Here is a 22,766-nt window from a genome sequence, read left to right on the forward strand (position 1 = left end):
GTTGCAAAGATTGGCGGCAGTCAGAGGTAGGCTGTCGCTCTGCGCCGATCAGGCGGCTGCTGCGAAATGGTGGTTGAGCATGCCCATGGCCTCCGTCAGCGCCGAGGGCCCAATGCCAAAAGCTCTCTCCACAAGGCGCACCTCGCCCCTGATGCCGGGCTGCAGGCACCAGGGGCGAGCCTGTCCTTTGCGCAGGGCTCGCATGACTTCGAATCCCTTGATCGTGGCATAGGCCGTGGGGATCGATTTGAAACCGCGCACCGGCTTGATCAGTATCTTGAGCTTTCCGTGATCGGCCTCGATCACGTTATTGAGATACTTCACCTGCCGGTGGGCCGTCTCCCGGTCCAGCTTTCCTTCGCGCTTCAATTCGGTGATCGCTGCACCATAGCTCGGCGCTTTGTCGGTATTGAGCGTGGCAGGCTTTTCCCAGTGCTTCAGGCCTCGCAGGGCCTTGCCCAGGAACCGCTTCGCTGCCTTGGCGCTGCGGGTCGGCGACAGGTAGAAATCGATCGTGTCGCCCCGCTTGTCGACTGCCCGGTACAGGTAGGTCCACTTGCCCCGCACCTTGACGTAGGTTTCATCCAGGCGCCAGCTCGGATCAAAGCCACGCCGCCAGAACCAGCGCAGCCGCTTCTCCATCTCCGGGGCGTAGCACTGGACCCAGCGATAGATCGTCGTATGGTCGACCGAAATGCCGCGTTCCGCCAGCATTTCCTCAAGGTCGCGATAGCTGATCGGATAGCGACAATACCAGCGCACCGCCCACAGGATCACATCACCCTGGAAATGGCGCCACTTGAAATCCGTCATCGTTCCGTCCGTCCAATCTCCGCCAAGCATGCTCAAGCTTCACGATTTTTGCAACAGAGCCCCTCCGGGTGCATTGCCGGTGCACGCAGCGCGGTTTGTGCCGTCGCCACCGGGGCTCCCGCTTCAGGCGGATCTTCGAGCCCTTGCTGATTGGATGCAGGCTGACCACCGGGATGTAATCGATCCGGTAGTCGCAGCAGCAATGGCTCACTATCAATTCGAGACCCTGCACCCGTACCGCGACGGAAACGGCCGACTCGGGCGCTTCCTGATCGTGCTGCACCTGCTGCACTCGGAGGTGTTGACTGAGCCGATCCTGACCGTGTCGCCGTGGTTTGAGGCGCGGCGCCAGGAGTATTACGACCGGCTGCTCGCCGTGAGCACAGACGGTGACTGGGACAGCTTTGTGACCTTCTTCGCCAAAGGTCTTGATGCGTCTGCACGGCAGACGCTGAAACAGCTCAACGCGCTTGTGCGGGTACAGAGTGAGCTCAAGGAGCAGATCCGTGCGTCTTCGATTCGTGCTGATTCGGCGCACTCGCTGGTGGACCTCAGCATCGCTCAGACTGTCTTTAACGTGAAGACCGCTGCAGAGTCACTGAATCTCACGACCCAGCGAGTCCGTCGATTGATCGACGAGCTGTGCGAGCTGGGTGTGCTGGAGCCCCTTGATGCGAGCACACGCAATCGACGCTTCTACGCACCTCGCGTGTTCGGCGTGCTAATGCAGGATGGGTAACAGCTACTGAATCTAACCGTTAGTAAGAAGTGACGGATGTTGCCAATTGAAACAACTGGGGACACATCGCGAGACGCAAGCCTTGCAATAATTCGTGACACAAATCAGGCGACGTACGCTGCGACATCGAACGGCACAAACGGCGTGGCGCTCTTGAGGTAGAGCGGGTGACGGGGGTGGCCGGCCTTCGTGGGGTCACCGAGTGAGACCCATGTACAGGCCTGAAGCTCTGGGAGCTGCACGATGTCGCGCATGGCATCCAAGAGATAGGGCCGTGATTCAACGAGCGTCCCCCAGGCTGCGAGCAGAGTGAGCGCGCGGCCGTCAACGAGCTGCGCGATGTGACGCTCGTTCTCTGCTTTGAGGTCAGGGTCGAGTGCGAGGTGCATCCCCGTTGGGTCAGTGGAGATCTGCGGGTAGACGTTGAACATCACCCAGCTGTCGAACTGACCCGGGGTGCGAGAGGCGAACTTGCTCACTCGAGTCACCGTTGGATCGAGGTTGTTCGGCACAGCAGTGCTGGGGTTGATACCGAAGCAGACGAGTGGGTGCTCGCCCTCGGTGCCAAGCACGAATCGGGCGGTTCCGTCTGCGGTTTTCTCCCAGAGCCACGTAGTCATAAGTCCAACCTACGGGAGGGCGCAGACATTGCGTGGTCGTGCGGGTGAGTCGTTGATGTTGGCGAGTGCCACGAACTCCGTCTGGTTGCTCATGGATAATCGAGGTGCTCCTGCAAGCCGAAAGGGCCGCCTCCGATTTCTCGTTAGGTTGAGTCGTCTCTTGAACGCCACTTCGCCAGCCTCGCGACCCTCGCTGATCCGCGAGCTCGTGCTCTCGTGTACTTCGCGTCTGCAACACGAAGCCGGTTCCACTTCGATGGCAACAAGCGCACGGCGCGCATCATGATGACCGGTGCGCTGAAACAAGCCGACTAGGAGCCGATGAATATCCCTACGCAAGAGAAGAGGAGTTCAACCTGGCCCTCGATTAGCTGTTCCGAACAAGTGACGGAACCACCCTCATCGCGTTCCTCACCAACTGCATGCTGCCCGATAGGAGCTATACCGCCAACGAGCACAGCTTCTAATTACCCCCCCGTGGCTCGCGCTTAGCGCCGGCTGCGGGGGTTCTTTTTTCTCCTGTTCGAGCGCGGCGCGCGTCGAGAGCCCTGGTCATCGATCGAATACATCCGCCACATCACTCCCGCTTGCGCCACATCTTTGTTACACTTGATACATGGATGTTGCAACACTGATTCAAGAGCTCGGAAGCACCCCCAGCGCAACCGCGCGGGCGACCGGGCTCTCACGCATGACTGTGCAACGCGTTCGCGACGGTGTCACGTCTCCGACACTCTCGACGCTCAGAGAATTCGCCCTTGCTGCGGGTCTCGACCTCGACCTCTCTCTCGTGCCTGCAAGCGACCCAGCTTCAGCCGTAGCTGCCCGTGTGATCGCTGACCCGGCTACGCCGGATCTCACTGAGCTGCATGACTGGGACATACTCGCTCAGGACAGCGGCGCACAGGCAGTGATTGACTGGGTCGCACGGCTGACGCGGCAGATCGAAACCCAAGATCAGCTGCTGCCGCTCGCCGGACGGTACGCAGCTCCTCAACATCGGACAGGCGCGCGCTTCTTCGCGCCGAAGGTCGGGGTCACCCAAGATCGTATCATCGACGTCGCAAGCAGCGCGATCGCACCCCTGGGCGGGGCGCTCTCTGGTGTCGCTGCTGCACGAGCCTATCTCGGTCACGCTCCAGACCCCGGTCCCGTGATCGCCTGGGCTCCCGACGTTGACGCCGCAGCCGAACGGCTTGCTGTGACTCTGGTTGAGATGCGAGAGTACCAGGCCGCTGGTGTCATGGTGGCTCCCACGATGCAGGCGTATCTCATTGACATGCTGACGCCGCCTACGGTCAGACACCCCGTGGTCGCTCCCATTCAGGCGGCGCTTGACCTCTACGGTCTCGGTTACGACGCCCTCGCTGATGAGATCACGGCGGGGTGGTGAGCTGCGATGAATCACGAGACTCCAGCGCCAAAAAAGTGGGGCATGACCGCTGCGGACTTCGCAAAGCGAGCAGCTGAGAATCACGCGCGTCACGAGAAGCATCCCGGCGCGCCGGAGGCTGCCAGTCGCGACGCCTTCCAGCAGCTTAAGACCGGCCGGATCTCTTGGCTCCCTGGGAAAGTGAACTTCGACCTCATCAAGCCGTCTGAGATCCAGCGGTCACTGTATCGGCTTCGGAAGTCGCTGCCCGAGCTCGTGTGGAACGCGGCCGCGCTCGAAGGCAACACCTTCACACTGCCGCAGGTGCAAACACTCCTTGACGGTGTGACCGTCGGCGGCAAGCGGATCGAAGAAGCCGAGCAGATCCTCGCCCTCACCGAAGGCATGGAACTGATGGCGAACGCTGTCGCAGACGGCACGTTCCGGTTAGACAAAGCCACCAGCGACCGCATCCATGGCGTTTTCGCGAGGCACGAAGCGATCGAGTCGGGGCACTTCAGGGGCGAAGGAAGCGTCCAAGGTGGTGGCAATGTGCTTCTCGCGAGCGGTGGCAGCATCGACGGTGACGCGCACGGAACTGACGGTGAGCACCTGGTGGCCGACTACGCGAACCTCATCGCGGGTCTTGGTGCGCTTGCTGATCCGCGAGCACGCGCACTCGTGTACTTCGCCTCTGCCACACGAAGCCAGTTCTACTTCGACGGCAACAAGCGCACGGCGCGCATCATGATGACTGGTGCGCTGATGCAAGCCGGCTACGAGCCGCTGAACATCCCGTATGCCAGGCAAGAAGAGTTCAACGTGGCACTCGATGAGCTGTTCCGTACGAACGACGGAACCACGATGATCGAGTTCCTCACCACCTGCACGATGCTCGACAAGAGCTAAGCGGCGCAGGAACACAGCCTCTCACTCGACCCCCGTAGCTCGCGCTTAGCGCCGGCTACGGGGGGTTCTTATATCTCTGAGGCCCAGGCGCTGTGCAAGTTCACCGGAGTAGACGCCACTGATTCAGCTCAGGAAACCGGTAATGAGCTTGAGTGCCTCGTGTGACGGAAGGCCACGGAACATCATTCTGAGTCAAGCAGAAGTCACCAAAACAGTATCCATACTGATACTATAGATACGTGCCCAGCGTCGAACAGATTCTCAAAAAGATGCAAGACAACCCCAAGGGCATCCGGTATGCAGATCTCGTGAAAGTGTGCGATCACCACTTTGGAGAACCCCGTCAGAGAGGTACCTCACATCGGGTGTACCGGATGCCCTGGCAAGGGGATCCGCGAGTAAATATCCAGAACTTTCACGGAGAATCCAAGCCTTACCAAGTCAAACAAGTACTTGCCGCGATCGAGAAACAAGAACAGGAGAAGCCATGAACGCCAACCATTACACCTACCGCGTGCGCTGGTCCGCCGAAGACGAGGCGTACCTGGCTACTGTTGCTGAGCTGCCGTCGGTTTCCTGGATCGCCGAGGATCAAACGGCTGCGCTCTCGGGCATCCTTGCACTTGTCTCAGACGTGCTCGAAGATATGCAAGCCTCCGGCGAGACGCCGCCTGTCGCATTTGCTGATCGCACATTCTCCGGAAAGTTCATGACTCGTGTCACACCGGAAATGCACCGGCAGCTCGCAATAGATGCGGCGGAGCAGCAGGTATCACTCAACCGACTCGTCGCAAGCAGACTCGTCGGAGCGTAACCCGCACACTGCTCCCTCCAAGGCCATAACACTCAGAACCCCCGTAGCTCGCGCCTAGCGCCGGCTGCGGGGGTTCTTTTTCTCTCAGGCTCGAGCGCGGCGCGCTTCGAGAGCCCTGGTCACAATCTGCCCACAAGTGGCCACAAAACGGTCACAAGTGTGCCAGGGCGAGGTGGTAACGCACGCCCCTGGCCATTTCTCGCCCACAAGTGGGCCAAATGTGGCCTAATTCTGGCCACAGGTGTACCAGGGCGGTGCTGATCTTCGCACCCTGGTCACAAAACGCCCACAAGTGGGCCAGACGTGGCCACTTTGTGACCACAACGAGGCCAGGGTGCACTCGGTGAGGCTGAAATCAGCTTCTCAGTGCTGTTTCGAGGCCCTCGGGCCTGAACCCTGGTACACATCTGGTCACTTTCTGGCCACAAGTGGCCAATTTGCGGTCACAAGTGACCAGAAAACGGTCACAAGTGTGCCAGGGTACGGGGTCTGAAACCCGCTTCGAAGCCCCGCTTCGGGGGTGGTATCTCAGCTCAGTTTCTCGGGGTGCGTGGGGCGTGGCGCGTATCTGCACCGGTGCGAGATCCGCTCTCTCGCTGGAGCGGTCTCCCTCCGCGAGCATGCTGCACACTCCGGGAACCGCGCCAGCGACAGAGCTCCAAAGCAAGCGCAGTCCTCGGCATTCGCCGCGAACTCCGCCTGGTTGCACACGCATTAGCAAGGTGCTGTGGTAGCCGACAGGCCGCTACCCCGCCCCCCCGATTTCTCGTCTCTGGAACCCGCCTCGAGGTCGCCGCTACGCGGGCTCTCAGGCGTGCTCGTGAGACCGAGTTTCAGAGCCGTGAGAGATCCTCAAGAGCCTGTCTCGCAGCCTGATTCGGCTGCTCAAAAAGTGGAGTTCCCAGGCTCCATAAACAGTCCCAAGCCCGTCGCTTCTCAGCCGCTTTCTCTTCGTTTGCTCAGGGATGCAAGACGCCGCTTTCGCGCCTCGAACGAGCTCCAGAAGCAGCACCCACGCGATGCCTGTGCACTGCTTCTTCCACCCGTTCAGTACCCCCCGAGCCTCCTTCGTTTCAGCGTCTCGCGACGCGCGAGAGTTGCTCCCGAAGCCCCTCATCTGGCTGCGTGGTGGTGACCCCGCAGGAGCTGACTGAGGCCACTGCGATGCAGTGTCCAGAAGTTAAGTTTTCAGGCAGCCCAGATGGTGCTCGGTGCAGTCTTTCATCCCACTGGGCAGAGGCGCTTTTCCGTGTCGCGGGGTGGGTCGCCACCCAGCTTCCTCGTCGAGCACCACGTGCCCCGATGCGGGTATCAAGGACCCTTGCAAGCAGCTGGTGCTGGCCCCGAGCACCGCGAAGCAGTGCTCTGTTCCACCCCTCATCTGACCCACCGTGAGCGGAGTCATCCGGGCCTTCCGCGGGGCTCCATGCCCTGGTGCTGCCGTGTGCAGCACCCTCACTCCGAGCCGTGGATCTCCGGCTCCGATGGAGCCTTCGACCCCCTGCTGTGAAGCGGTGGAAGAGCGTAGCAATGTGGTGCTCGGCAGGGCCGAACACCCCCGGCGTCAACGGTAGAGACCAGCCGTGTGCCACGACTGGAGCCACGTGAATTACGGCCCAGAATCTGAGATCAGATTCCGGCCCTACCGCGCGATACGCGGCTCAGATTCTGGCTACCACTGCGTTCAAAATCCAGATTCTGAGATTCACCAAAAAATGGCATGATTCCGCGGCAAAATCTCGCCTCAGAATATGAACCAACGTCAGAATCTGACTTTTGGCTTCATATTCTGAACCTTGAAATATGACTTTTGCCTTGAGTTGACGCCGAAGAAACGCCTACTTCTCCGCTGTAGCTCCGAAAGTAGGCGCCCCGGAGGGAAGAGCATAAGGGTGAGTGGTAGCGCCCCCATTTTTCGTCCCCTCTCCGAGTGGTCTCAAAACGTGGTTGCTAGTCGGCATAGCCGACACTCATTCGGGGTCGTTTCGGATGCGTGCTTCGCCCGATCCTTCCGCCCCCTCACCCTTCGTCGCTGGCGCTCCTTGGGCCCTCACTGCGTCGCTTCGCTCCTGGCCCCTGCGAGAGCCCACTGGGCTCTCTGGTGGTGCTCCCGCCCTACCGCGCGGCCGGGCTGGATGTGCTGCTGCACTTGCTTCGCTGCGTTCGCTCCACACCCAGGTTTTGGAGATGGCGCCGCCGGTGCACAGATCTTCGCCGGGGGGTCGAAGTTCTGTCATGTGACAGAGCGCGCTACAGGCGCGTCTGCGACGTGGAAGATTGGGGGCAGGGCTGGTTCGAGCCTGAGTGCCAACTGTGAATCATTCTGGAAATTGAAATCCCTGAGATCGGGGCCTGTGATCCCAAGCGTTCATTTATGAGCAGAAAGGAATCTGGGTGCCAACGACAGCCCGTAGTCGGGTGAGTTCGGTGTCGCTTCAAATGCAAATATGTTTGATTCCGTGCCCGAGTTTGAGAATCTGAGATCAATGCCTGACCGCGCTCGGACTGCACGAGTGCTTCGATTTGACGATGGTGAACCTCGAGTACTGGCACCGAGTCGCATCGCTTCAGAAGCGCTGCTGGAACAGATTATTGAAGCGGTTCCTAGCTTGCTTGGAATCGAGCTATTGATGATTGCGCGGCAAGTGAGTATCGATAGAAGGCGAGCTGATCTTCTCGCACTTGATAGCGAATGCAGACTTTGCGTGATTGAGCTTAAAGCGGGGAGTGCATCACGCGACGTAGTAAGTCAGATAGTCAGCTACTTCGCTTCCGCTAAGAAGCTCACGCTCGCAGACCTTGAGATCATGTACAGCCCTAGCTCGGGCGACTTCGCACTGAGGGAATCATTCGCCGAATTATTTCAACAAGAGATTCCGGAAGAGCTTCAGGGAGAACCGCAACTGTTCGTTGTTGCCGAAGGTTTCAGCGATGAGACCCAAGAGGCTCTTGCAGTACTCCAATCGAGATCTCTCCAGATCACTGCCGTGACCTTTCTTCACTTCAGAGATCAACGTAGAAAATACCTGATCCGCACCGGATCGAGTTCTTCAATTGTTGGGACTGACCATCGAGCAGACACTCAACGCATCCTGAGCGCGGTCTCGTCACTCAAGTCGTACATCAAAAGCTCAGAACACCGTCTCAAGCAGGCCATCCAACAAGAGCACGGGGTAACAGGGCCTCGAGCTGCTTTGGAAGACGTGAAGGGTGGCAGACAACTACGTTTCAGCGCTCCTTACGTAGAACAGCTGCAGTCGTTCTTCTTAGATTGCAGTCCTCACCTGACCTGTTCGTTCGTGCCGACAAGTTACCTTCAGGCTCTTTATCTTAAGTGGAGTCAGCAGACCCCGAAGCAATCTATGATGCGTGGGATGGAGGCGCCGACGTTCTTTGGTCGCCGATTTAAAGAGTTCATCATTCACGATGAGGACTGGCAGCATGCTCATCCACGCTGGACCGAGGATCTATTCCTTGAGCAGTCACTTCTTGACTTGGTACCGGGCTGGCGCCCACCCCTTCGTGGACAACCAGTCCGTGGGTACGCTCGACGCCGAGGCCTATCTGGCGCCGAGACTAGAGCTTCATTTGAGCTGCAAGTTCAGTAATAATTGACCGACCGGATTGGTGCCTGTGATCGGTAATCATCTGAACTTCTTGACTTATGCGTCAGTGTATGCACGACCCACAAGTCTCAAGCGGGGTTGCTTTCACGAAATAGCTGGGATAAGTATCAATATCCGCTATAAAAATCCTACCCCTTGAAGTGAGAAGATGCTGAGCAGTTTGAGCGCGAGTTTCATTCGTATATGAACGACGGAGAGGATGCGCTTAGCGTTTCGGTGCGTAAATTGCGCATATCGGGGATGAGCGTGGGCGGTGAGGTGAACCTCGGCCTAGTGTCTGAGGGCTCAGTGATAGTGGGGGAGTGAACTGCGCCCTGTGTGAGCACCGAAGTTGTGATGGACCTCTCTGCCAAGACCCGTCTTATTCCGACCAACCCCGATTGTCACGTGTGTAAATGGATGACAACGAATAAGATCCTGATTAATGAGACATAACCCGATTGGCGGGTAAAGGGGGCGGTATGTCAGAGCAGTGGCTGTCAGCCGATGACATCGCTTCGCACCTCGGGGTGTCTAAAGACACGGTCTACACCTGGATCCACACGCAGGAGATGCCTGCGCACAAGATCGGTCGACTGTGGAAATTTCAAGCTAGTGAAGTCGACGACTGGGTGCGCCAGGGCGGGGCTTCATCCGGAGAGAACGAGTAATAGATGTCACGACTTACAGACCTCATGAGACAGCTTCGGGCAACTGACCCGCAGTTGAGCGCGGATCTTGAGAAGGAGATCACTGCCCTCACACAGCGACGCTCGTTCGGGCTCGTTTTTGAGCGTCACCAGCCAGAAGCCGTTGAGCTCCCCGGTCAAAAGATCCGGCGGGGTTCCAAGGTGCGCATCCTCCCCGCCCGCGGTGAGACCGCGAAGGGGGATCAGCGGCTGTGGGCAGTGGAGTCACTCTCCAAGACGGAGACCGGTAAGACCGCGACTCTCCTCGAGATCACGAACGGTGAGCCCGAAGAAGCGACTGCAGATGTCGCCGACCTCGTAGTGGTCGCGGAGTTCGAGGACAAGATCTATCCAGGCCTCGTTGAGACCGGTCGTGTGGCGAATGGTGGAGACAAGCCGTTCCACACGGTGATCAACGCAGAGAACTTCCATGCGCTTGAGATGCTGACCTACACGCACCGCGGGAAGATCGACGCGATCTACATTGACCCGCCCTACAACACGGGTGCCCGTGATTGGAAGTACAACAACGACTACGTCGAAGGTGACGATGACTACCGCCATTCGAAGTGGCTCGCCTTCATGGAGCGACGCCTCCTGGTCGCGAAGGATCTGCTGAACCCGGATGACTCGGTCTTGATCGTCACGATCGATGAGAAGGAGTATCTGCGACTTGGGATGCTGCTGGAGCAGACGTTCCCTGGGGCAGATATTCAGATGATTGCGAGTGTGATCAACCCGAGCGGTTCTTCACGAACAGGTCGTTTCAGTCGTACCGACGAATACATTTTTTTCGTTATGTTCGGAAGCTCTTTCGTTAAGCCATCAAATTCCGACATGCTCCGGGAAGTCAAGGCAGATGCAATCCCTCAAGTTCGCTGGAACGGACTGATTCGGAACGGAGAGGGTAGTCTTCGGACGCGTATTCCCAGCATGTTCTGGCCTATTCATTTAGACAAGGAGGACGGAACTTATCATTCAGTGGGCGCACCGTTGAACATCGATCTTCATCCTGATGATTACACTCCACCGGATGGCACAGTCGCAGTGTGGCCAATTGACGGGTATGGTCGCGAACTAATGTGGCGCTTGTCTCCGCAGACGTTCACTGATTACTTGGCAAAAGGATACGTGCGTTTCTCAAAACGTGATGTCACTACTGGTCTGCGCAGCCCGCAGTATCTTCAGAGCGGCATGGTCGCCAAAGTTGAATCCGGAGATATCGAAGTTCTCGGGCGCAACCCAGAAGGCGATCTGAAGCTTCGTTATCGCGAGGGCGCCAAAACCTATGCGCCTATGACAACTTGGAACAAGGTGTCTCACTCAGCGGCTGAGCACGGAGCATGGTTTGTCAAAGCATGTCTTCCTGGAAGAAAATTCCCATACCCAAAGTCGCTCTACGCGGTAGAAGACGCTCTCCGTTTCTTCATAAAAGAAAAGCCAGAAGCGGTAGTCCTCGACTTCTTCTCTGGTTCTGGCACGACAGCTCACGCTGTCATGCGTTTGAACAAGCAAGACGGAGGCCGGCGGCGCAGCATCGCCATCACCAACAACGAGGTAGGCGCCGATGAACAGGTGAAGCTCCGTAAGCAGGGGCTCCGACCAGGTGATCCTGACTGGGACAAGTGGGGCATCTGTGACTACATCACCAAGCCTCGTATCAAGGCAGCGATCACGGGGTTGACCCCCGACGGTGACCCGATCAAGGGTGACTATAAGTTCACGGATGAGTTCCCGATGGCTGACGGGTTCGAGGAGAACGCTGCGTTCTTCACGCTCACTTACGAGACGCCATTCTCGGTGCGGCACAACCGGGCGTTCTCTCGTATCGCGCCGATGCTGTGGATGCGTGCCGGCTCGACAGGTCGCCTCATCGACGATCTCGGAGACGACGGTTGGAACGTGTCAGAGGTCTATGCGGTGCTCGAGAACACCGACAACGCAGACGAGTTCCTCAGCGCGATGCGCCAGACAGACACCGTCAAGACTGTGTTCGTTATCACCGAGAATGCCTCTGCGTTCCAGATGATCTGCCGTGAACTCCCGAGCGAGGTTCACACTGTGCAGCTCTACGAGTCCTACTTGCAGAACTTCGAGATCAACCAGAGCCGGGGGTTCTAATGCGATACACACTCAAGGACTACCAAGCAGACGCTGTCGCAGGTGTTCTGCGGAACCTCGGTATTGCACGAGACAACTACCACCGGCACAATCTCCTTTCGCAGTTCTCGCTGTCGGCAACCACCGGTGCCGGTAAGACCGTCATGGCTGCTGCCGTGATCGAAGCGCTTATTTTCGGGTCAGAAGAGTTTGATTTCCAGCCGGACCCGGGAGCCGTAGTGCTCTGGTTCTCCGACGACCCGTCACTGAACGAGCAGTCTCGCGCGCGAATCCAATCTGCAGCGAGCGAGCTCGACAACCGGTTGAAGCTCATCACGAACGATTTCCGTGACTCGTCATTCCAAGCTGGTCACGTGTACTTCCTGAACACACAGAAGCTCAGCAAGAGTTCGAACCTGGTGAAAGGCGCCGGCGCGCGTCTGAACCCCGACAACATGTTCGATGCGATGCGTCCCTCTCCTGACGAGATGCAGTCGAATATCTACGACACCATCGCGAACACGATCGAGAACAAGGACCTCACGCTGTACCTCGTGCTCGACGAGGCGCACAGGGGCATGAAGCCTGCACAGAATCGCGCGACGATCGTGCAGAAGCTCATCAACGGTCAAGGGACAGTTCCTGCAATCCCCATCGTCTTCGGTATCTCTGCGACAGTGGAGCGCTTCCAGACTGCGATGAAGGCGATCGAGAACCGGAACGCGTTGCCGTCAGTGCAGGTTGATAGCGCGCTCGTGCAGGCCTCGGGCCTCCTGAAAGACAACATCGTCTTGACGATCCCCGCTGAGAACGGTGTTTTCGACATGGTGCTCCTGAAGCACGCCGTCGAAAAGACGATCGCTTCGACCAATGCCTGGGACGAATACACAAAGGAGCAAGGTGAAGCCGACAATGTCGCACCTCTTCTCGTGGTCCAGCTGGCGGATAAGCCTGACGATGAAACCATCGTGCGCACGCTCGACACTGTGTTCGAAACGTGGCCTGGGCTTGGGTACGAGTCAGTCGCGCACGTCTTCGGTGAACACCAGGATCTCCATGCCGGCGGTTACACGGTGCCCTACATCGAGCCGCAGCGGGTGCAGGATTCGAAGCACATCCGTGTCTTGCTCGCCAAAACGGCGATCTCTACCGGCTGGGATTGCCCTCGTGCCGAGGTGCTCATTTCGTTTAGGTCGGCTGTTGATCCGACATACATCACGCAGCTCCTGGGTCGTATGATCCGTACCCCTTTGGCGCGACGCATCCCCGGCGATGAGCTTTTGAACTCAGTCGACTGCATGCTCCCGCATTTCGACAGGGAGACGGCTGAGGGCGTCGCGAAAATGCTCATGAAGGGCGCCACCGCGCACGATGACGACAACGACACCGGTGGTGGCGAGGGTCGGCGCGTGCTGTTCCAGCCGGTCACCCTGCTGCCGAACACAGAGCTTCCCGAAGGAGTGTGGGACAAGTTCGAAACACTCCCGACGGTGACGATTCCGAAGCAACGGGCAAAACCGATTACCCGGTCACTCGCACTCGCTGCGGCGCTTGCGAAGGACAAGGTTGTTGCTCAAGCCGGGAAACAGGCCAGCGATGAACTCTGCCGCGTGGTCGAGTCCAGAGCGACCCAGTTCAAAGAGAAGGTCGAAGAGGCACGGAAAGACATCCTCACTATGTCTGGTGAGGAAATCCGTGCGCGCTTTGGCGAGGAAGGGGTGAAGGCGTCGGCAATCGAGCTGATCGCAGACACCCGATCGATCCTCGAGGCATATCGCGCTGCCGGCAGACACCTCAGCCCCACGCTGGCCTCGGAGTATGTGAACTACCTCGTCGACGAGGATGCAGACGAAGATGATCTCCTGGAAGCATGCATCCAGGTCGCTGCACTCGGAATGGTGCCTGAGCTCGTCTCCAGCGTTGAAGAAGAAGCCGACAAGCTCACCAAGCGTTGGCTCACTGATACTCGCGTAGACCGGAAGAACCTTCCTGACGAGAAGCAGGCCGAATATGACCGGCTTGAAGGGATGTCGAATACACCGGAGCGCATCCAATTGGTGCGACCCCGCACCGGACAGGCTGAGACGAAGCTCCGCGAACCCGACGGCACTGAAAAAGAAATTCCCCTGTACCGGAATCACCTCATGGTCACTGAGACCGGAGAATTCCCGGCGAACCTCAACACGTGGGAAGGGTACGTCCTTGAAGCTGAAGCAGGCCGTGACGGCTTCGTAGGGTGGTGGCGCAACCCTGACCGCGCGGTCAAGGAATCACTGGCAATCGCTTACACTGACGGCACCCAGAAGTGGAAAGCCCTTCGCGTTGATTTCGTGTTCTTCGCCGAGGGGCAAGACGGCATCGTTGCGGATCTCGTGGATCCCCACGGGCACCATCTTGCAGATGCCATGCCCAAGCTTCGCGGCCTCGCGGACTTCACCGAGGCGTACGGACAAGAGTTCCGACGCATCGAGTCGGTGGCTGAGACGGACGGCAAGTACCGCGTACTCGATCTCAAGCGCGATCAGGTCCGAGCGGCGATTCGTACTCAGCATGATGCTCGTGCGTTGTACGAGTCCGATCTCGCCAGCGATTACCGGTAACCACCGAGCAAGGTCCAGCAATGACGCTTTCCCCCTATCAGTCGAAGTTCTATGCCCATCAGCTGGAGCGTTCGTACGCATCTGACCATGTGGGAAAGCTTGCTGGGCTCTTGTTCGATGCTCAGGTCGAACCGAAGCCGCATCAGATCGATGCGGCCTTGTTCGCGCTCAAGTCGTCTACGTCCCCGGGTGTGATCCTTGCTGACGAAGTGGGGCTCGGCAAGACCATCGAGGCCGGAATTGTGCTCTCGCAGTATTGGGCGGAGCGGAAGCGCCGGATCCTGATCATCGCACCGTCGTCACTGCGGCAGCAGTGGCAGCAGGAGCTCAGTGACAAGTTCGCGTTGCCGGCAAAGCTTCTCGACAGCAAGAACAAGTATGAGCTGCTTGCGCAGCAGCAGTCGGGCGCGCAGCACATCCTGATCAGCTCCTACGAGTTCGTTCTCCGGCATTACGACGATCTCTCCAGGCACTGGGACGTCGTTGTCGCCGACGAGGCACACCGCCTCCGGTCGCATTGGAAGCCCGGTGCCAAGATCGCAGAGGCGGTGTCCGAAGTGATGCGGGCGGCCGGGAAAGCCGTGATGCTGACGGCAACACCCCTGCAGAACCGACTGGAAGAACTTTACGGGCTAGTGTCCGTGTTTGATCCGGATTTCTTCCACTCCATCGAGGGCTTCAAAGAGCGCTACGTCGACGACCCAGGAGGGTACGGGAACGACGACTTGGCGATGCGAATTTCCCACATCGCCAAACGCACGCTTCGGAAGGATGCTCAGAAGTACATTCGCTTCACAGAGCGCATCCCGATGGCGTTCGAATTCACTCCATCTGCCGCTGAGATCGAGCTCTACGACAAGGTCAACGAGTACCTGCAGCGGCCTGTGCTCCACGCGTTTGCTCAATCGCAGCGTCACCTTTCGGCTCTGATTCTTCGGAAGCGTCTCGGATCATCAACGTATGCCGTGGCCTCCACTCTTGAGCGTGTTGCAAACAGGCTTGAGGGGGAGCTTCGGTCGGGGAAGGTGCGTTCAAACCGTGGCGCGCTGGTCGATGAGGACATGACCTCTGAGGAGATCGAAGAGTCAGAATCTACGCTGTTTGCAATCCCAGAAGAGTCCTCAAACGACGAGCTGTTTGACGAGATCCAAGCCGAGGTCGACGAGCTCCGCTCGTATGCGGCTCTCGCCCGGTCGATCACGACGAACCAGAAGGCCGTGCGACTTCTCGATGCACTCGACCAAGGGTTCAGTCGGTTGCAGGAGGTCGGCGCCGCGCGTAAGGCGATCATCTTCACTGACTCCACGAAGACCCAGGAGTACCTCGCAAGGGAACTCACTGCGGCGGGGTATGGCGACGGTCTCGTACTGTTCAACGGCAAGAACGACTCGGAGGAGTCCAAGCGGATCTATCAGGACTGGCTCGCGCGAAACGAGGGCTCCGATCTCATCACGAAGATCAAGTCCGCCGACGTGCGTAAAGCACTGGTCGACGAGTTCCGCGATCGTGGCAGCATCATGATCGCTACAGAGTCCGCTGCAGAAGGTATCAACCTGCAATTCTGCTCGATGCTGGTGAACTACGACCTCCCGTGGAACCCGCAGCGAGTTGAGCAGCGCATTGGCCGTGTCCACCGTTTTGGCCAGAAGCACAACGTCGTCGTGGTGAACTTCTCAAACAAGGGGAACCTGGCAGAGCAGCGCATCCTGGAACTGCTCACCGAGAAGTTCCAGTTGTTCACCTCGGTGTTCGGCGCCTCCGACGAGGTGCTGGGCTCTATCGAAGACGGGCTCGATTTCGAGAAGTCGATCGCGGCCATCCTTGAACGATGCAAGACCAGCGACGAGATCAACGCCGCGTTTGATGAGCTCGAGCGACGCTACCAGGTCGAGATCAGTGAAGAAATGGAGCGAGCTAGGGCTCGCGTGTTCGACAATCTCGATCCTCACGTGCAGGACAAGCTCAAGAGCTACGACGCTGAGAAGGATGTGTTGCTGAACACTTTCGAGCGGTTGCTGCTGCAGATCACTCGCCATGAGCTGCAGGACGTGGCCTCGTTCGAGGGCGACGGGAGACACTTCACCCTGCATCGGGCTCCCGAACAGGGGATTCCGACAGGACGCTATTTCTTCAAGTCGCACCCGCAGCAAGGCGCACATCAGTACCGGTACAACAGCGACCTTGGTCAGCACGTTGTGAGCTCCGCGCTGACGGCATCAACGCCTGATGCGGAGTTGGTGTTCTCACTCAGTAGCTCAGACCGGGTATCCGCGGCGGTGCGTCAACTTGCCGGCAAGTCCGGGCTACTTACGGTCGAGCTCCTCACGTTCACCACACGTACTGAGTTCGATGTGTCCACCGAGTCGTACATACTTGCGGCGGGCATCTCCGATGACGGAGACCTCGTCGACAATGAACTCGCGGAAGACATCTTGGATCTCCGATGCCAGGGGACACGGCCCCTCACCAGTTTGGACGTGAGCGCTCTTGCTTCCATGCTGGATCAGCAGATGGAGCTCTACACCGAAGACGTCCAGAACCGGACGGCTCAGTTCAGTCTCGACCAGGGCGATCTTGTAGAGTCGCGGCTCAAAGATCACAAAGCGAAGTACGAGGCTGAGGCACGAAAGCTGGAGAAAACGAAGGATGAGATTAACGCGAGGGAGCGACGGGCTACGGACCTCGCTGAGCGGCTGAAGCTTCGTAAGGAGGTTCAGAAGCTTGCTCGACAAGCCGATGAACTCTACGAGAAGTTCCGCGAAGAGCGCGACCGTCTACGAGACAAGGCTGACACGTACATTGAGATGCTCGAACACTCGCTTCAAGCAGAGGTGCTGAGAGAGCGGATCTTCAATGTGAGATGGAAGATCGCCGATTGAATCAGGTTTTTCCTCCACAAAGCAGAGCGACCTCCTCAGTATTAGCTGTTCATTGTCCGCGTCAGCCGAGATAATGAATCGATGAGTACTAGCTATGCATCACTTGTGAATTCCTTTGAAACTGCCGTTGAGGCATACCTCTCGGCAGTGCCGTCGAGCGAAACACCTTCTGAGATTGCGCAGGTGAATGAAAACCTCGGTCGTGCGGTGAAACTCCTCATTGAAATCGATGTTGATGAACCCGAGGAACCAACCGAGGATGCGAAGTTGTCGCGAGCGGTGGCAATCGCACAGGGTGTAGTTGATCGAGTGGATGGTATGCGAGCTACCCTCGTGATTCCTCACGAGATCGCCGCCGATCTTGATACTGCGTTGGATGCAGCCCGCAGTGCCGGGTTTGTCGCCCCGGACCCCGGAAATCTTGAATGGTATTACGACGACGAGCCCACTGACGGCAGCGATCACTAAAGATACGATCTCTCAAAGAGCACAAAACAGAACGCCCCGGACCGAAGTCGCGGGGCGTTCGTGTGTTGCAGGGGGGACCTAGTTCCCCGACGGAACCGTGCCGGCGACCTCGACGATGAGCATGCGAAACTCACCGTTGCGGGCCGCGTCGAGCTGCGAGTAGTCCTCCCAGTCCAACAGATAGCTGCTGGCCAGAGACAGCGCAGCCTCTCGGCCGCGGATGGTGCCGGCGGCCGCATGGTCGGCCCAGGCCAGGTCACCGGTCACGATGCGGCCGTGATGGAGACGGAACGCTTCATCAACGGTGCCCTCCCGCAACGTCTCACGCCAGAGCGTTCGATCGTTGGTGATCGTGACGGACATGCCGGCACCCACCACACCGGTCTCGACGAGTGATTCGACTCTGAGGATGTCTTTGAGGATGTCGTATCGTCGAAGATCCTGTGCGGCCTGGGACTTGAGGAGGAACGCCTCGTCCCCGATGGTGACGTCGAGTTTCGCGGTGATGTACTTCAGCTCGACGGCATATTGAAGCCCGTTAAGTCGCAGGAGCATGTCCAGATTGATCACGCGAGTGCCGGGTACGCGCACCGGCCACTCGAGGCGGATCTCCACGGACGAGTCCAACCGTGTGAGCTGGGTTGCCAACTCGTACTGGAAGTCGGCCTCAGAGTGGAAGATCGGACGACGCTTCGCAAGCTCGAAGAGACCCGTGCGCACCAGGTGGGTCAGAGGGGTGTAGTCCGAGACTCCATCGTGACTTGTGATGGAGCTGCCGGTACTGGTCGCGGGGGAGGAGTGCATAGTAGGTATCTTGCCGCATTTGATCCGATACTTTTCTAACAGATCTATCTACGAAAGAATGGGTCTGGTGCCTGGCAAGAGAAAGAAAACCAACAGCACTCGTCTAAGCCGCATCTCAGGTTGAACCTGCCGCTGAAAGCTTACGATCCAGGCTTCATGTACTGAGCTAAATCCCGCATCTATCCCGCATATTCAGTGACAACTGCTAGTAGATAGCGAGAATGATTTCTGGTATCTGATCAGGTAAAACGAAGATTCTGGCATCCCGCAGTATGGTCTGAAATGACAAGATTCTTAATCGAAAGGTCACCGGATCGATGCCGGTCGGAGCCACGTAACGGCTATTACACCGTTGCTGAACCCTCGCAAGGCTTCTACTTGCGGGGGTTCTTTTATGTTTTCTCTCCAGTTTTCCCGGCTGGTGGCTCCCTGCGCGGCAGTTTCGGCTCCGGTGACTCAAGAACAATCTTGGATAGTGGCCAACTTCGGGTTATTCTTGCATGCGGTATTTCTTTCTCCGTTGAGTGGCTATGGCAGCCTCTATAGAATCCGGGTCCACACATGCAACCTCCTGCTTCTCGCCGTTTTCGTCGATGGTCATTCTTGCTCGCAGCCCTGCTCGGCCTGCTGTCCTTCAACCTCGTTCCGGCAGCCGCTTCAGCGGCCCCAGGTTTCGAGAATGTGAACACCCCTGTGGTGAGCGGATCCGGCGTCATCGGCACCGACTTCACCGCGTCTCTCGATCTCACCGGCACGACTCCGGTGCCGACGAGCGTGACATACTCCTGGCACCGCGTGGATACCGGAGCGCAGTTGCAGTCCGGCCCGAGCGCGACGCTTCCTGCGAGCAGTAGCCTGGAAGGCACAGGTGTCTATGTGATCGCGCAGCTTGATGCTCCGGGGACGCCGAGCTACGTGACCTTGAACTCTCCGTTTTCGAACACTGTCCACAAGGGTGGGTTCGAGAACGTGAACACCCCGTTGGTGAGCGGGTCGGGTGTGATCGGCACTGACTTCACGGCCTCCCTCGATCTCACGGGCACGTCTCCGGTGCCGGCCACGGTGACGTATGCGTGGTATCGCGCGGATACGCATGCGCTGTTGCAGTCCGGCACCGCGACCACCCTCGCCGCGGCCAGCAGCCTGGAGGGCACCGGTGTCTATGTGATCGCGACGCTTGAAGCGCCAAATACGCACAACTACGTGACGCTCAACTCTCCGTTTTCGAACACTGTCCATGAGGGTGGGTTCGAGAACGTGAACACCCCGGTGGTGAGCGGGTCCGGTGTGATCGGCACCGACTTCACCGCCTCCCTCGATCTCACCGGCACGACTCCGGTGCCGGCCACGGTGACGTACGCGTGGTATCGCGCGGATACGCATGCGCTGTTGCAGTCCGGCACCGCGACCACCCTCGCCGCGGCCAGCAGCCTGGAGGGCACCGGCGTCTACGTGATCGCCACGCTCGAAGCGCCAGATACGCAGAACTATGTGACCCCGAACTCTCCGTTCTCGAACACCGTGCACAAGGGTGGGTTCACGCCTGGCGATGCGCCGACCCTGCACGGTCTTCACAGTCTCTTCGGCCAATTGACCGCAGACATCGACACGACGACGTGGGCACCTACGCCCACCTCGGTGAGCTGGGCTTGGTATCTCTCTGACGGCACCCCGATTGCGGGTGCGGATCAGGCGAGCCTCGCCATGACGGCGGACCTCGTCGGGAAATCTGTCTATGCTGTCGCCACCCTCCGCGCGGCCAACACTGTCGACTACGTCATCGCCACCCCGCCGAGCGGCCGAATTGCCGCACCCACGCTGTCGATCTCGGGTGTGAAAAGCGTGACTGCGGGATCGTCGGTTCCCTTCAAAGCCTGGGGCCTGCTCTTCGACACCGAGTACACCTTCGAGTTGCACTCGCAACCGATCGCGCTCGGCGCGCGCACATCGAGTGCGGCAGGCACGCTCGATACTACGTTTGCGATTCCCGCGAGCGTGCCCAGCGGCACGCACCGTCTCGTGATGCTCCTGAACGGTCAGGAAGTCGGTTCGGTCAAGATCGAGGTTGTGCGTGAGACGGGGCAGCAATCCGAGCCTGCACTCGCTCGCACCGGTGCCGACGAGACGGTGCTCCCCGCACTTGGTGTGGTGTCGCTCATGGCCGTCGGGGGTGTCCTGGTGCTCTCCCGGTCACGTCGTCGCGCGAACACCGCAGCGTAGCTGCTCAGAGCTTCGGGGAGGGGTGGCACCTGCCGCCCCTCCCCGAACTCTTTCTGAGGCCAGGATGCGGCCTGTGATCGCAGGCGTTCTGGTCGGTGGTTGACCGCCCTTCCTCCGCACAGTCGTGCCTGGCCGGCGCCTGATGCCGGCTCGGTCGCAGTCAGCCGAGCCGACGCGCGGTACGTTCAGATCGGGGGCCGACGGCGCGCAGCGCTCCGAGGATCGCGATGAGATCCACAAGCTCCTGCAGCCAAGCTCCGAGGATGGCGGGCAGGAAGCCGAAGGCGGCGATGAGCATGAGCCCGATGCTGATGATGATGCCCAACCAGATGCTCTGCAGTGCGATTCTCACCGTGTCCTTCCCGATCATCACCGCGCGCGGCAGCGATGCGAGGGTGTCATATCGGTTCACGACGTCTGCGGATTCGCTGGCGGCGGTGGCTCCGCGCGCGCCCATCGCGAAGCCGATGTCTGCCGCGGCGAGCACGGGCGCATCGTTGAGGCCATCGCCGACCATGATCAGCGGTCGCGGTTGCACCTCCTGCACGATCCGCACCTTGTCACTCGGCCGGCACTCGGCATGCACTTCGTCGATGCCGAGGCGTTCGGCGATCGGGTTCGCGGTGGCGGCGACATCTCCGGTCACCATGAGTGTGCGCGAGACTCCGAGGGCGTCGAGTTCGCTCAGAGCCTGAGCAGCCTCCTGCCGCACCTGGTCGCGCATGACGATCGCGCCAGCGAAGCGGTCGTCGGCAGCCACATAGATCGCAAGCTCGCCGGGAGCTAGCTCCGCGAGGCTCAGGTCTGCCGCGTGCTCGCCAATCCATGCAGGCTTGCCGACACGCACGACCACCGGGTCGGTGGCGTGGGCCAGCCGAAGGGTTGCGGCTACCCCGTGTGTTGCGATCTCTTCGGCCCTCTCCGCATCGAGGAGGCGCAGCTCACGGTGTTTTGCTACGTCGATCACAGACCCTGCGAGCACATGCGATGAGTAGACCTCTGCGGATGCGGCAAGCCGGAGCAGTTCGTCTGCGTCGAAGCCGGCTGCGGGTAGCAGACGTTCCAGCGCGGGCTTTCCCTTGGTGATGGTGCCGGTCTTGTCGAATGCTGCGGAGCGCGCGCGTGAGAGCTGTTCGAGAGTCCCTCCGCCCTTCACGATCAAGCCGAACCTCGCGGCACGGCTCATGCCTCCGAGGAAGGCGACTGGGGCGGCGATCAGCAGCGGGCATGGCGTTGCCACGACCAGCACCTCGGCGAACCTGACGGCATCGCCGCTCAGTGCCCAGGCGGCACCGGCGATGATCAACGCGAGCAGCGTGAAGGGCAGCGCGTATCGGTCGGCCAGTCGCACGACTGAGGCTTTGCTCTTCGTGGCCTGTTCAACGAGCCGCACGATCTGCTGGTACTCGCTATCGGAGGCGAGCGCTGTTGCCCGCATCGTCACGGCGGCCTGGCCGTTCACGGCACCGCTCGCGACACGTTCGCCGGCAGTGCGTTCGACGGGGAGGCTTTCGCCCGTCAAAGAAGACTCGTCGAAGACGGCGTGCTCAGAAACGAGGATGGCGTCCACGGGCACCAGCGCACCGGGCCGCACGAGCAGCAGTTCACCGACTGCGATCTCGTCTACGGGCACGTCTTCTGTGACGGCGTTCTCAGGAGCGTTCTGGGCGTGTTCGACAATGCGGGTGGCCAGCTGCGGTGCTTTGCGCAGGAGTGCGGTCAGTTCGCGCTTGGAGCGGTGCTCGGCGTAGTCTTCGAGCGCTGCGCCGCCGGTGAGCATCAACACCACGATGAGTGCGGCCCACACCTCTCCGACGGCGACTGCTGCGGTGATCGCTGTGACGGCGAGAATGTCCAGTCCGGCGTGCCCGCGGAGCAGTTGGCGGATCATGTCGATGGCCGACCATGCGGCGATCCCTAGAGCGTATGCGCCCACAATCCAGGGTGCGATCCTGGCGGCGGGCGTGGCGAGCATGATCAGCCCGACCGCTGCGACGAGGAGCGTGCCGAATACGAGCGGATAGGACCTGAGGAGGTTCGCGATACGACTCACCTGTACATCATCTCAGCTGGGTGGATCGCGCGTGCAGGTTTCTCAATGCGATGCCATATCGACGAGAGCGCGCCTGAACAC

The 22,766-nt window shown here is 59.4% G+C and carries 16 protein-coding genes; 12 read left to right on the plus strand and 4 right to left on the minus strand.

Annotation, left to right across the window (positions count from 1 at the left end):
- Positions 1-48 precede the first annotated feature (48 nt).
- The gene (locus WFL22_RS09845) at positions 49-813 is read right to left on the minus strand and encodes an IS6-like element IS6100 family transposase (RefSeq protein WP_001389365.1); all 765 of its coding nucleotides are present in this window, start codon (positions 811-813) and stop codon (positions 49-51) included.
- Between the two features lie 28 nt (positions 814-841).
- On the opposite strand from WFL22_RS09845, the gene WFL22_RS09850 reads away from it, so the two are divergent.
- The gene (locus WFL22_RS09850) at positions 842-1,552 is read left to right on the plus strand and encodes a Fic family protein (protein ID WP_336992603.1); all 711 of its coding nucleotides are present in this window, start codon (positions 842-844) and stop codon (positions 1,550-1,552) included.
- A 104-nt stretch (positions 1,553-1,656) separates the two neighbouring features.
- Here the strand turns inward: WFL22_RS09850 and WFL22_RS09855 are convergent, their stop codons facing one another.
- On the minus strand, positions 1,657-2,172 hold the full coding sequence (locus WFL22_RS09855; RefSeq protein WP_336992605.1) for a DUF1643 domain-containing protein: 516 nt from the start codon (positions 2,170-2,172) through the stop codon (positions 1,657-1,659).
- 616 nt (positions 2,173-2,788) lie between these two features.
- Between WFL22_RS09855 and WFL22_RS09860 the strand changes: the two genes are divergently transcribed.
- The 10 genes from WFL22_RS09860 (at position 2,789) to WFL22_RS09905 (ending at position 17,608) form a co-directional block, all read left to right on the plus strand.
- Positions 2,789-3,565: a helix-turn-helix domain-containing protein gene (locus WFL22_RS09860; RefSeq protein ID WP_336992606.1), complete on the plus strand. Its 777-nt coding sequence runs from the start codon at positions 2,789-2,791 to the stop codon at positions 3,563-3,565.
- Positions 3,566-3,607: 42 nt separating this feature from the next.
- Entirely contained in the window at positions 3,608-4,453 is an 846-nt protein-coding gene (locus WFL22_RS09865) for a hypothetical protein (protein WP_336992608.1), read from the plus strand.
- Between the two features lie 239 nt (positions 4,454-4,692).
- Positions 4,693-4,944, plus strand: coding sequence for a toxin HicA (locus tag WFL22_RS09870; protein ID WP_336992609.1), 252 nt, complete (start codon positions 4,693-4,695; stop codon positions 4,942-4,944).
- A complete protein-coding gene (locus WFL22_RS09875) occupies positions 4,941-5,267 on the plus strand; it encodes a type II toxin-antitoxin system HicB family antitoxin (protein ID WP_336992611.1) in 327 nt (108 codons plus the stop codon). The genes WFL22_RS09870 and WFL22_RS09875 overlap by 4 nt, the downstream gene beginning before the upstream one ends.
- A gap of 2,447 nt (positions 5,268-7,714) precedes the next feature.
- Positions 7,715-8,875: a hypothetical protein gene (locus WFL22_RS09880; protein WP_336992613.1), complete on the plus strand. Its 1,161-nt coding sequence runs from the start codon at positions 7,715-7,717 to the stop codon at positions 8,873-8,875.
- Between the two features lie 479 nt (positions 8,876-9,354).
- On the plus strand, positions 9,355-9,543 hold the full coding sequence (locus tag WFL22_RS09885; RefSeq protein ID WP_336992615.1) for a helix-turn-helix domain-containing protein: 189 nt from the start codon (positions 9,355-9,357) through the stop codon (positions 9,541-9,543).
- A 3-nt stretch (positions 9,544-9,546) separates the two neighbouring features.
- A complete protein-coding gene (locus tag WFL22_RS09890) occupies positions 9,547-11,682 on the plus strand; it encodes a site-specific DNA-methyltransferase (RefSeq protein ID WP_336992617.1) in 2,136 nt (711 codons plus the stop codon).
- Positions 11,682-14,261 (plus strand): DEAD/DEAH box helicase, encoded by a 2,580-nt coding sequence (locus WFL22_RS09895; protein ID WP_336992618.1) that lies wholly within the window; start codon positions 11,682-11,684, stop codon positions 14,259-14,261. The genes WFL22_RS09890 and WFL22_RS09895 overlap by 1 nt, the downstream gene beginning before the upstream one ends.
- A gap of 20 nt (positions 14,262-14,281) precedes the next feature.
- Complete coding sequence (locus WFL22_RS09900; protein WP_336992620.1) at positions 14,282-17,140, plus strand: SNF2-related protein; 2,859 nt, start codon at positions 14,282-14,284, stop codon at positions 17,138-17,140.
- Between the two features lie 81 nt (positions 17,141-17,221).
- On the plus strand, positions 17,222-17,608 hold the full coding sequence (locus WFL22_RS09905; RefSeq protein WP_336992622.1) for a hypothetical protein: 387 nt from the start codon (positions 17,222-17,224) through the stop codon (positions 17,606-17,608).
- A gap of 78 nt (positions 17,609-17,686) precedes the next feature.
- Here the strand turns inward: WFL22_RS09905 and WFL22_RS09910 are convergent, their stop codons facing one another.
- On the minus strand, positions 17,687-18,412 hold the full coding sequence (locus tag WFL22_RS09910; protein WP_336992624.1) for a hypothetical protein: 726 nt from the start codon (positions 18,410-18,412) through the stop codon (positions 17,687-17,689).
- Between the two features lie 561 nt (positions 18,413-18,973).
- Between WFL22_RS09910 and WFL22_RS09915 the strand changes: the two genes are divergently transcribed.
- Entirely contained in the window at positions 18,974-20,632 is a 1,659-nt protein-coding gene (locus tag WFL22_RS09915; protein WP_336992626.1) for a hypothetical protein, read from the plus strand.
- Between the two features lie 160 nt (positions 20,633-20,792).
- On the opposite strand, the gene WFL22_RS09920 is transcribed toward WFL22_RS09915, so the two are convergent.
- On the minus strand, positions 20,793-22,685 hold the full coding sequence (locus WFL22_RS09920) for a heavy metal translocating P-type ATPase (protein WP_336992628.1): 1,893 nt from the start codon (positions 22,683-22,685) through the stop codon (positions 20,793-20,795).
- Positions 22,686-22,766: the final 81 nt, after the last annotated feature.

The organism is Leucobacter sp. VD1 (assembly GCF_037150695.1).
Classification (GTDB): Bacteria; Actinomycetota; Actinomycetes; order Actinomycetales; family Microbacteriaceae; genus Leucobacter.

Coding starts and splice junctions, on each gene's coding strand:
- WFL22_RS09845 (WP_001389365.1), bottom strand. CDS start 813: ATGACGGATTTCAAGTGGCGCCATTTCCAGGGTGATGTGATCCTGTGG.
- WFL22_RS09915 (WP_336992626.1), top strand. CDS start 18,974: ATGCAACCTCCTGCTTCTCGCCGTTTTCGTCGATGGTCATTCTTGCTC.
- WFL22_RS09860 (WP_336992606.1), top strand. CDS start 2,789: ATGGATGTTGCAACACTGATTCAAGAGCTCGGAAGCACCCCCAGCGCA.
- WFL22_RS09865 (WP_336992608.1), top strand. CDS start 3,608: ATGACCGCTGCGGACTTCGCAAAGCGAGCAGCTGAGAATCACGCGCGT.
- WFL22_RS09900 (WP_336992620.1), top strand. CDS start 14,282: ATGACGCTTTCCCCCTATCAGTCGAAGTTCTATGCCCATCAGCTGGAG.
- WFL22_RS09895 (WP_336992618.1), top strand. CDS start 11,682: ATGCGATACACACTCAAGGACTACCAAGCAGACGCTGTCGCAGGTGTT.
- WFL22_RS09880 (WP_336992613.1), top strand. CDS start 7,715: ATGTTTGATTCCGTGCCCGAGTTTGAGAATCTGAGATCAATGCCTGAC.
- WFL22_RS09885 (WP_336992615.1), top strand. CDS start 9,355: ATGTCAGAGCAGTGGCTGTCAGCCGATGACATCGCTTCGCACCTCGGG.
- WFL22_RS09890 (WP_336992617.1), top strand. CDS start 9,547: ATGTCACGACTTACAGACCTCATGAGACAGCTTCGGGCAACTGACCCG.
- WFL22_RS09850 (WP_336992603.1), top strand. CDS start 842: ATGCTCAAGCTTCACGATTTTTGCAACAGAGCCCCTCCGGGTGCATTG.
- WFL22_RS09875 (WP_336992611.1), top strand. CDS start 4,941: ATGAACGCCAACCATTACACCTACCGCGTGCGCTGGTCCGCCGAAGAC.
- WFL22_RS09910 (WP_336992624.1), bottom strand. CDS start 18,412: ATGCACTCCTCCCCCGCGACCAGTACCGGCAGCTCCATCACAAGTCAC.
- WFL22_RS09905 (WP_336992622.1), top strand. CDS start 17,222: ATGAGTACTAGCTATGCATCACTTGTGAATTCCTTTGAAACTGCCGTT.
- WFL22_RS09855 (WP_336992605.1), bottom strand. CDS start 2,172: ATGACTACGTGGCTCTGGGAGAAAACCGCAGACGGAACCGCCCGATTC.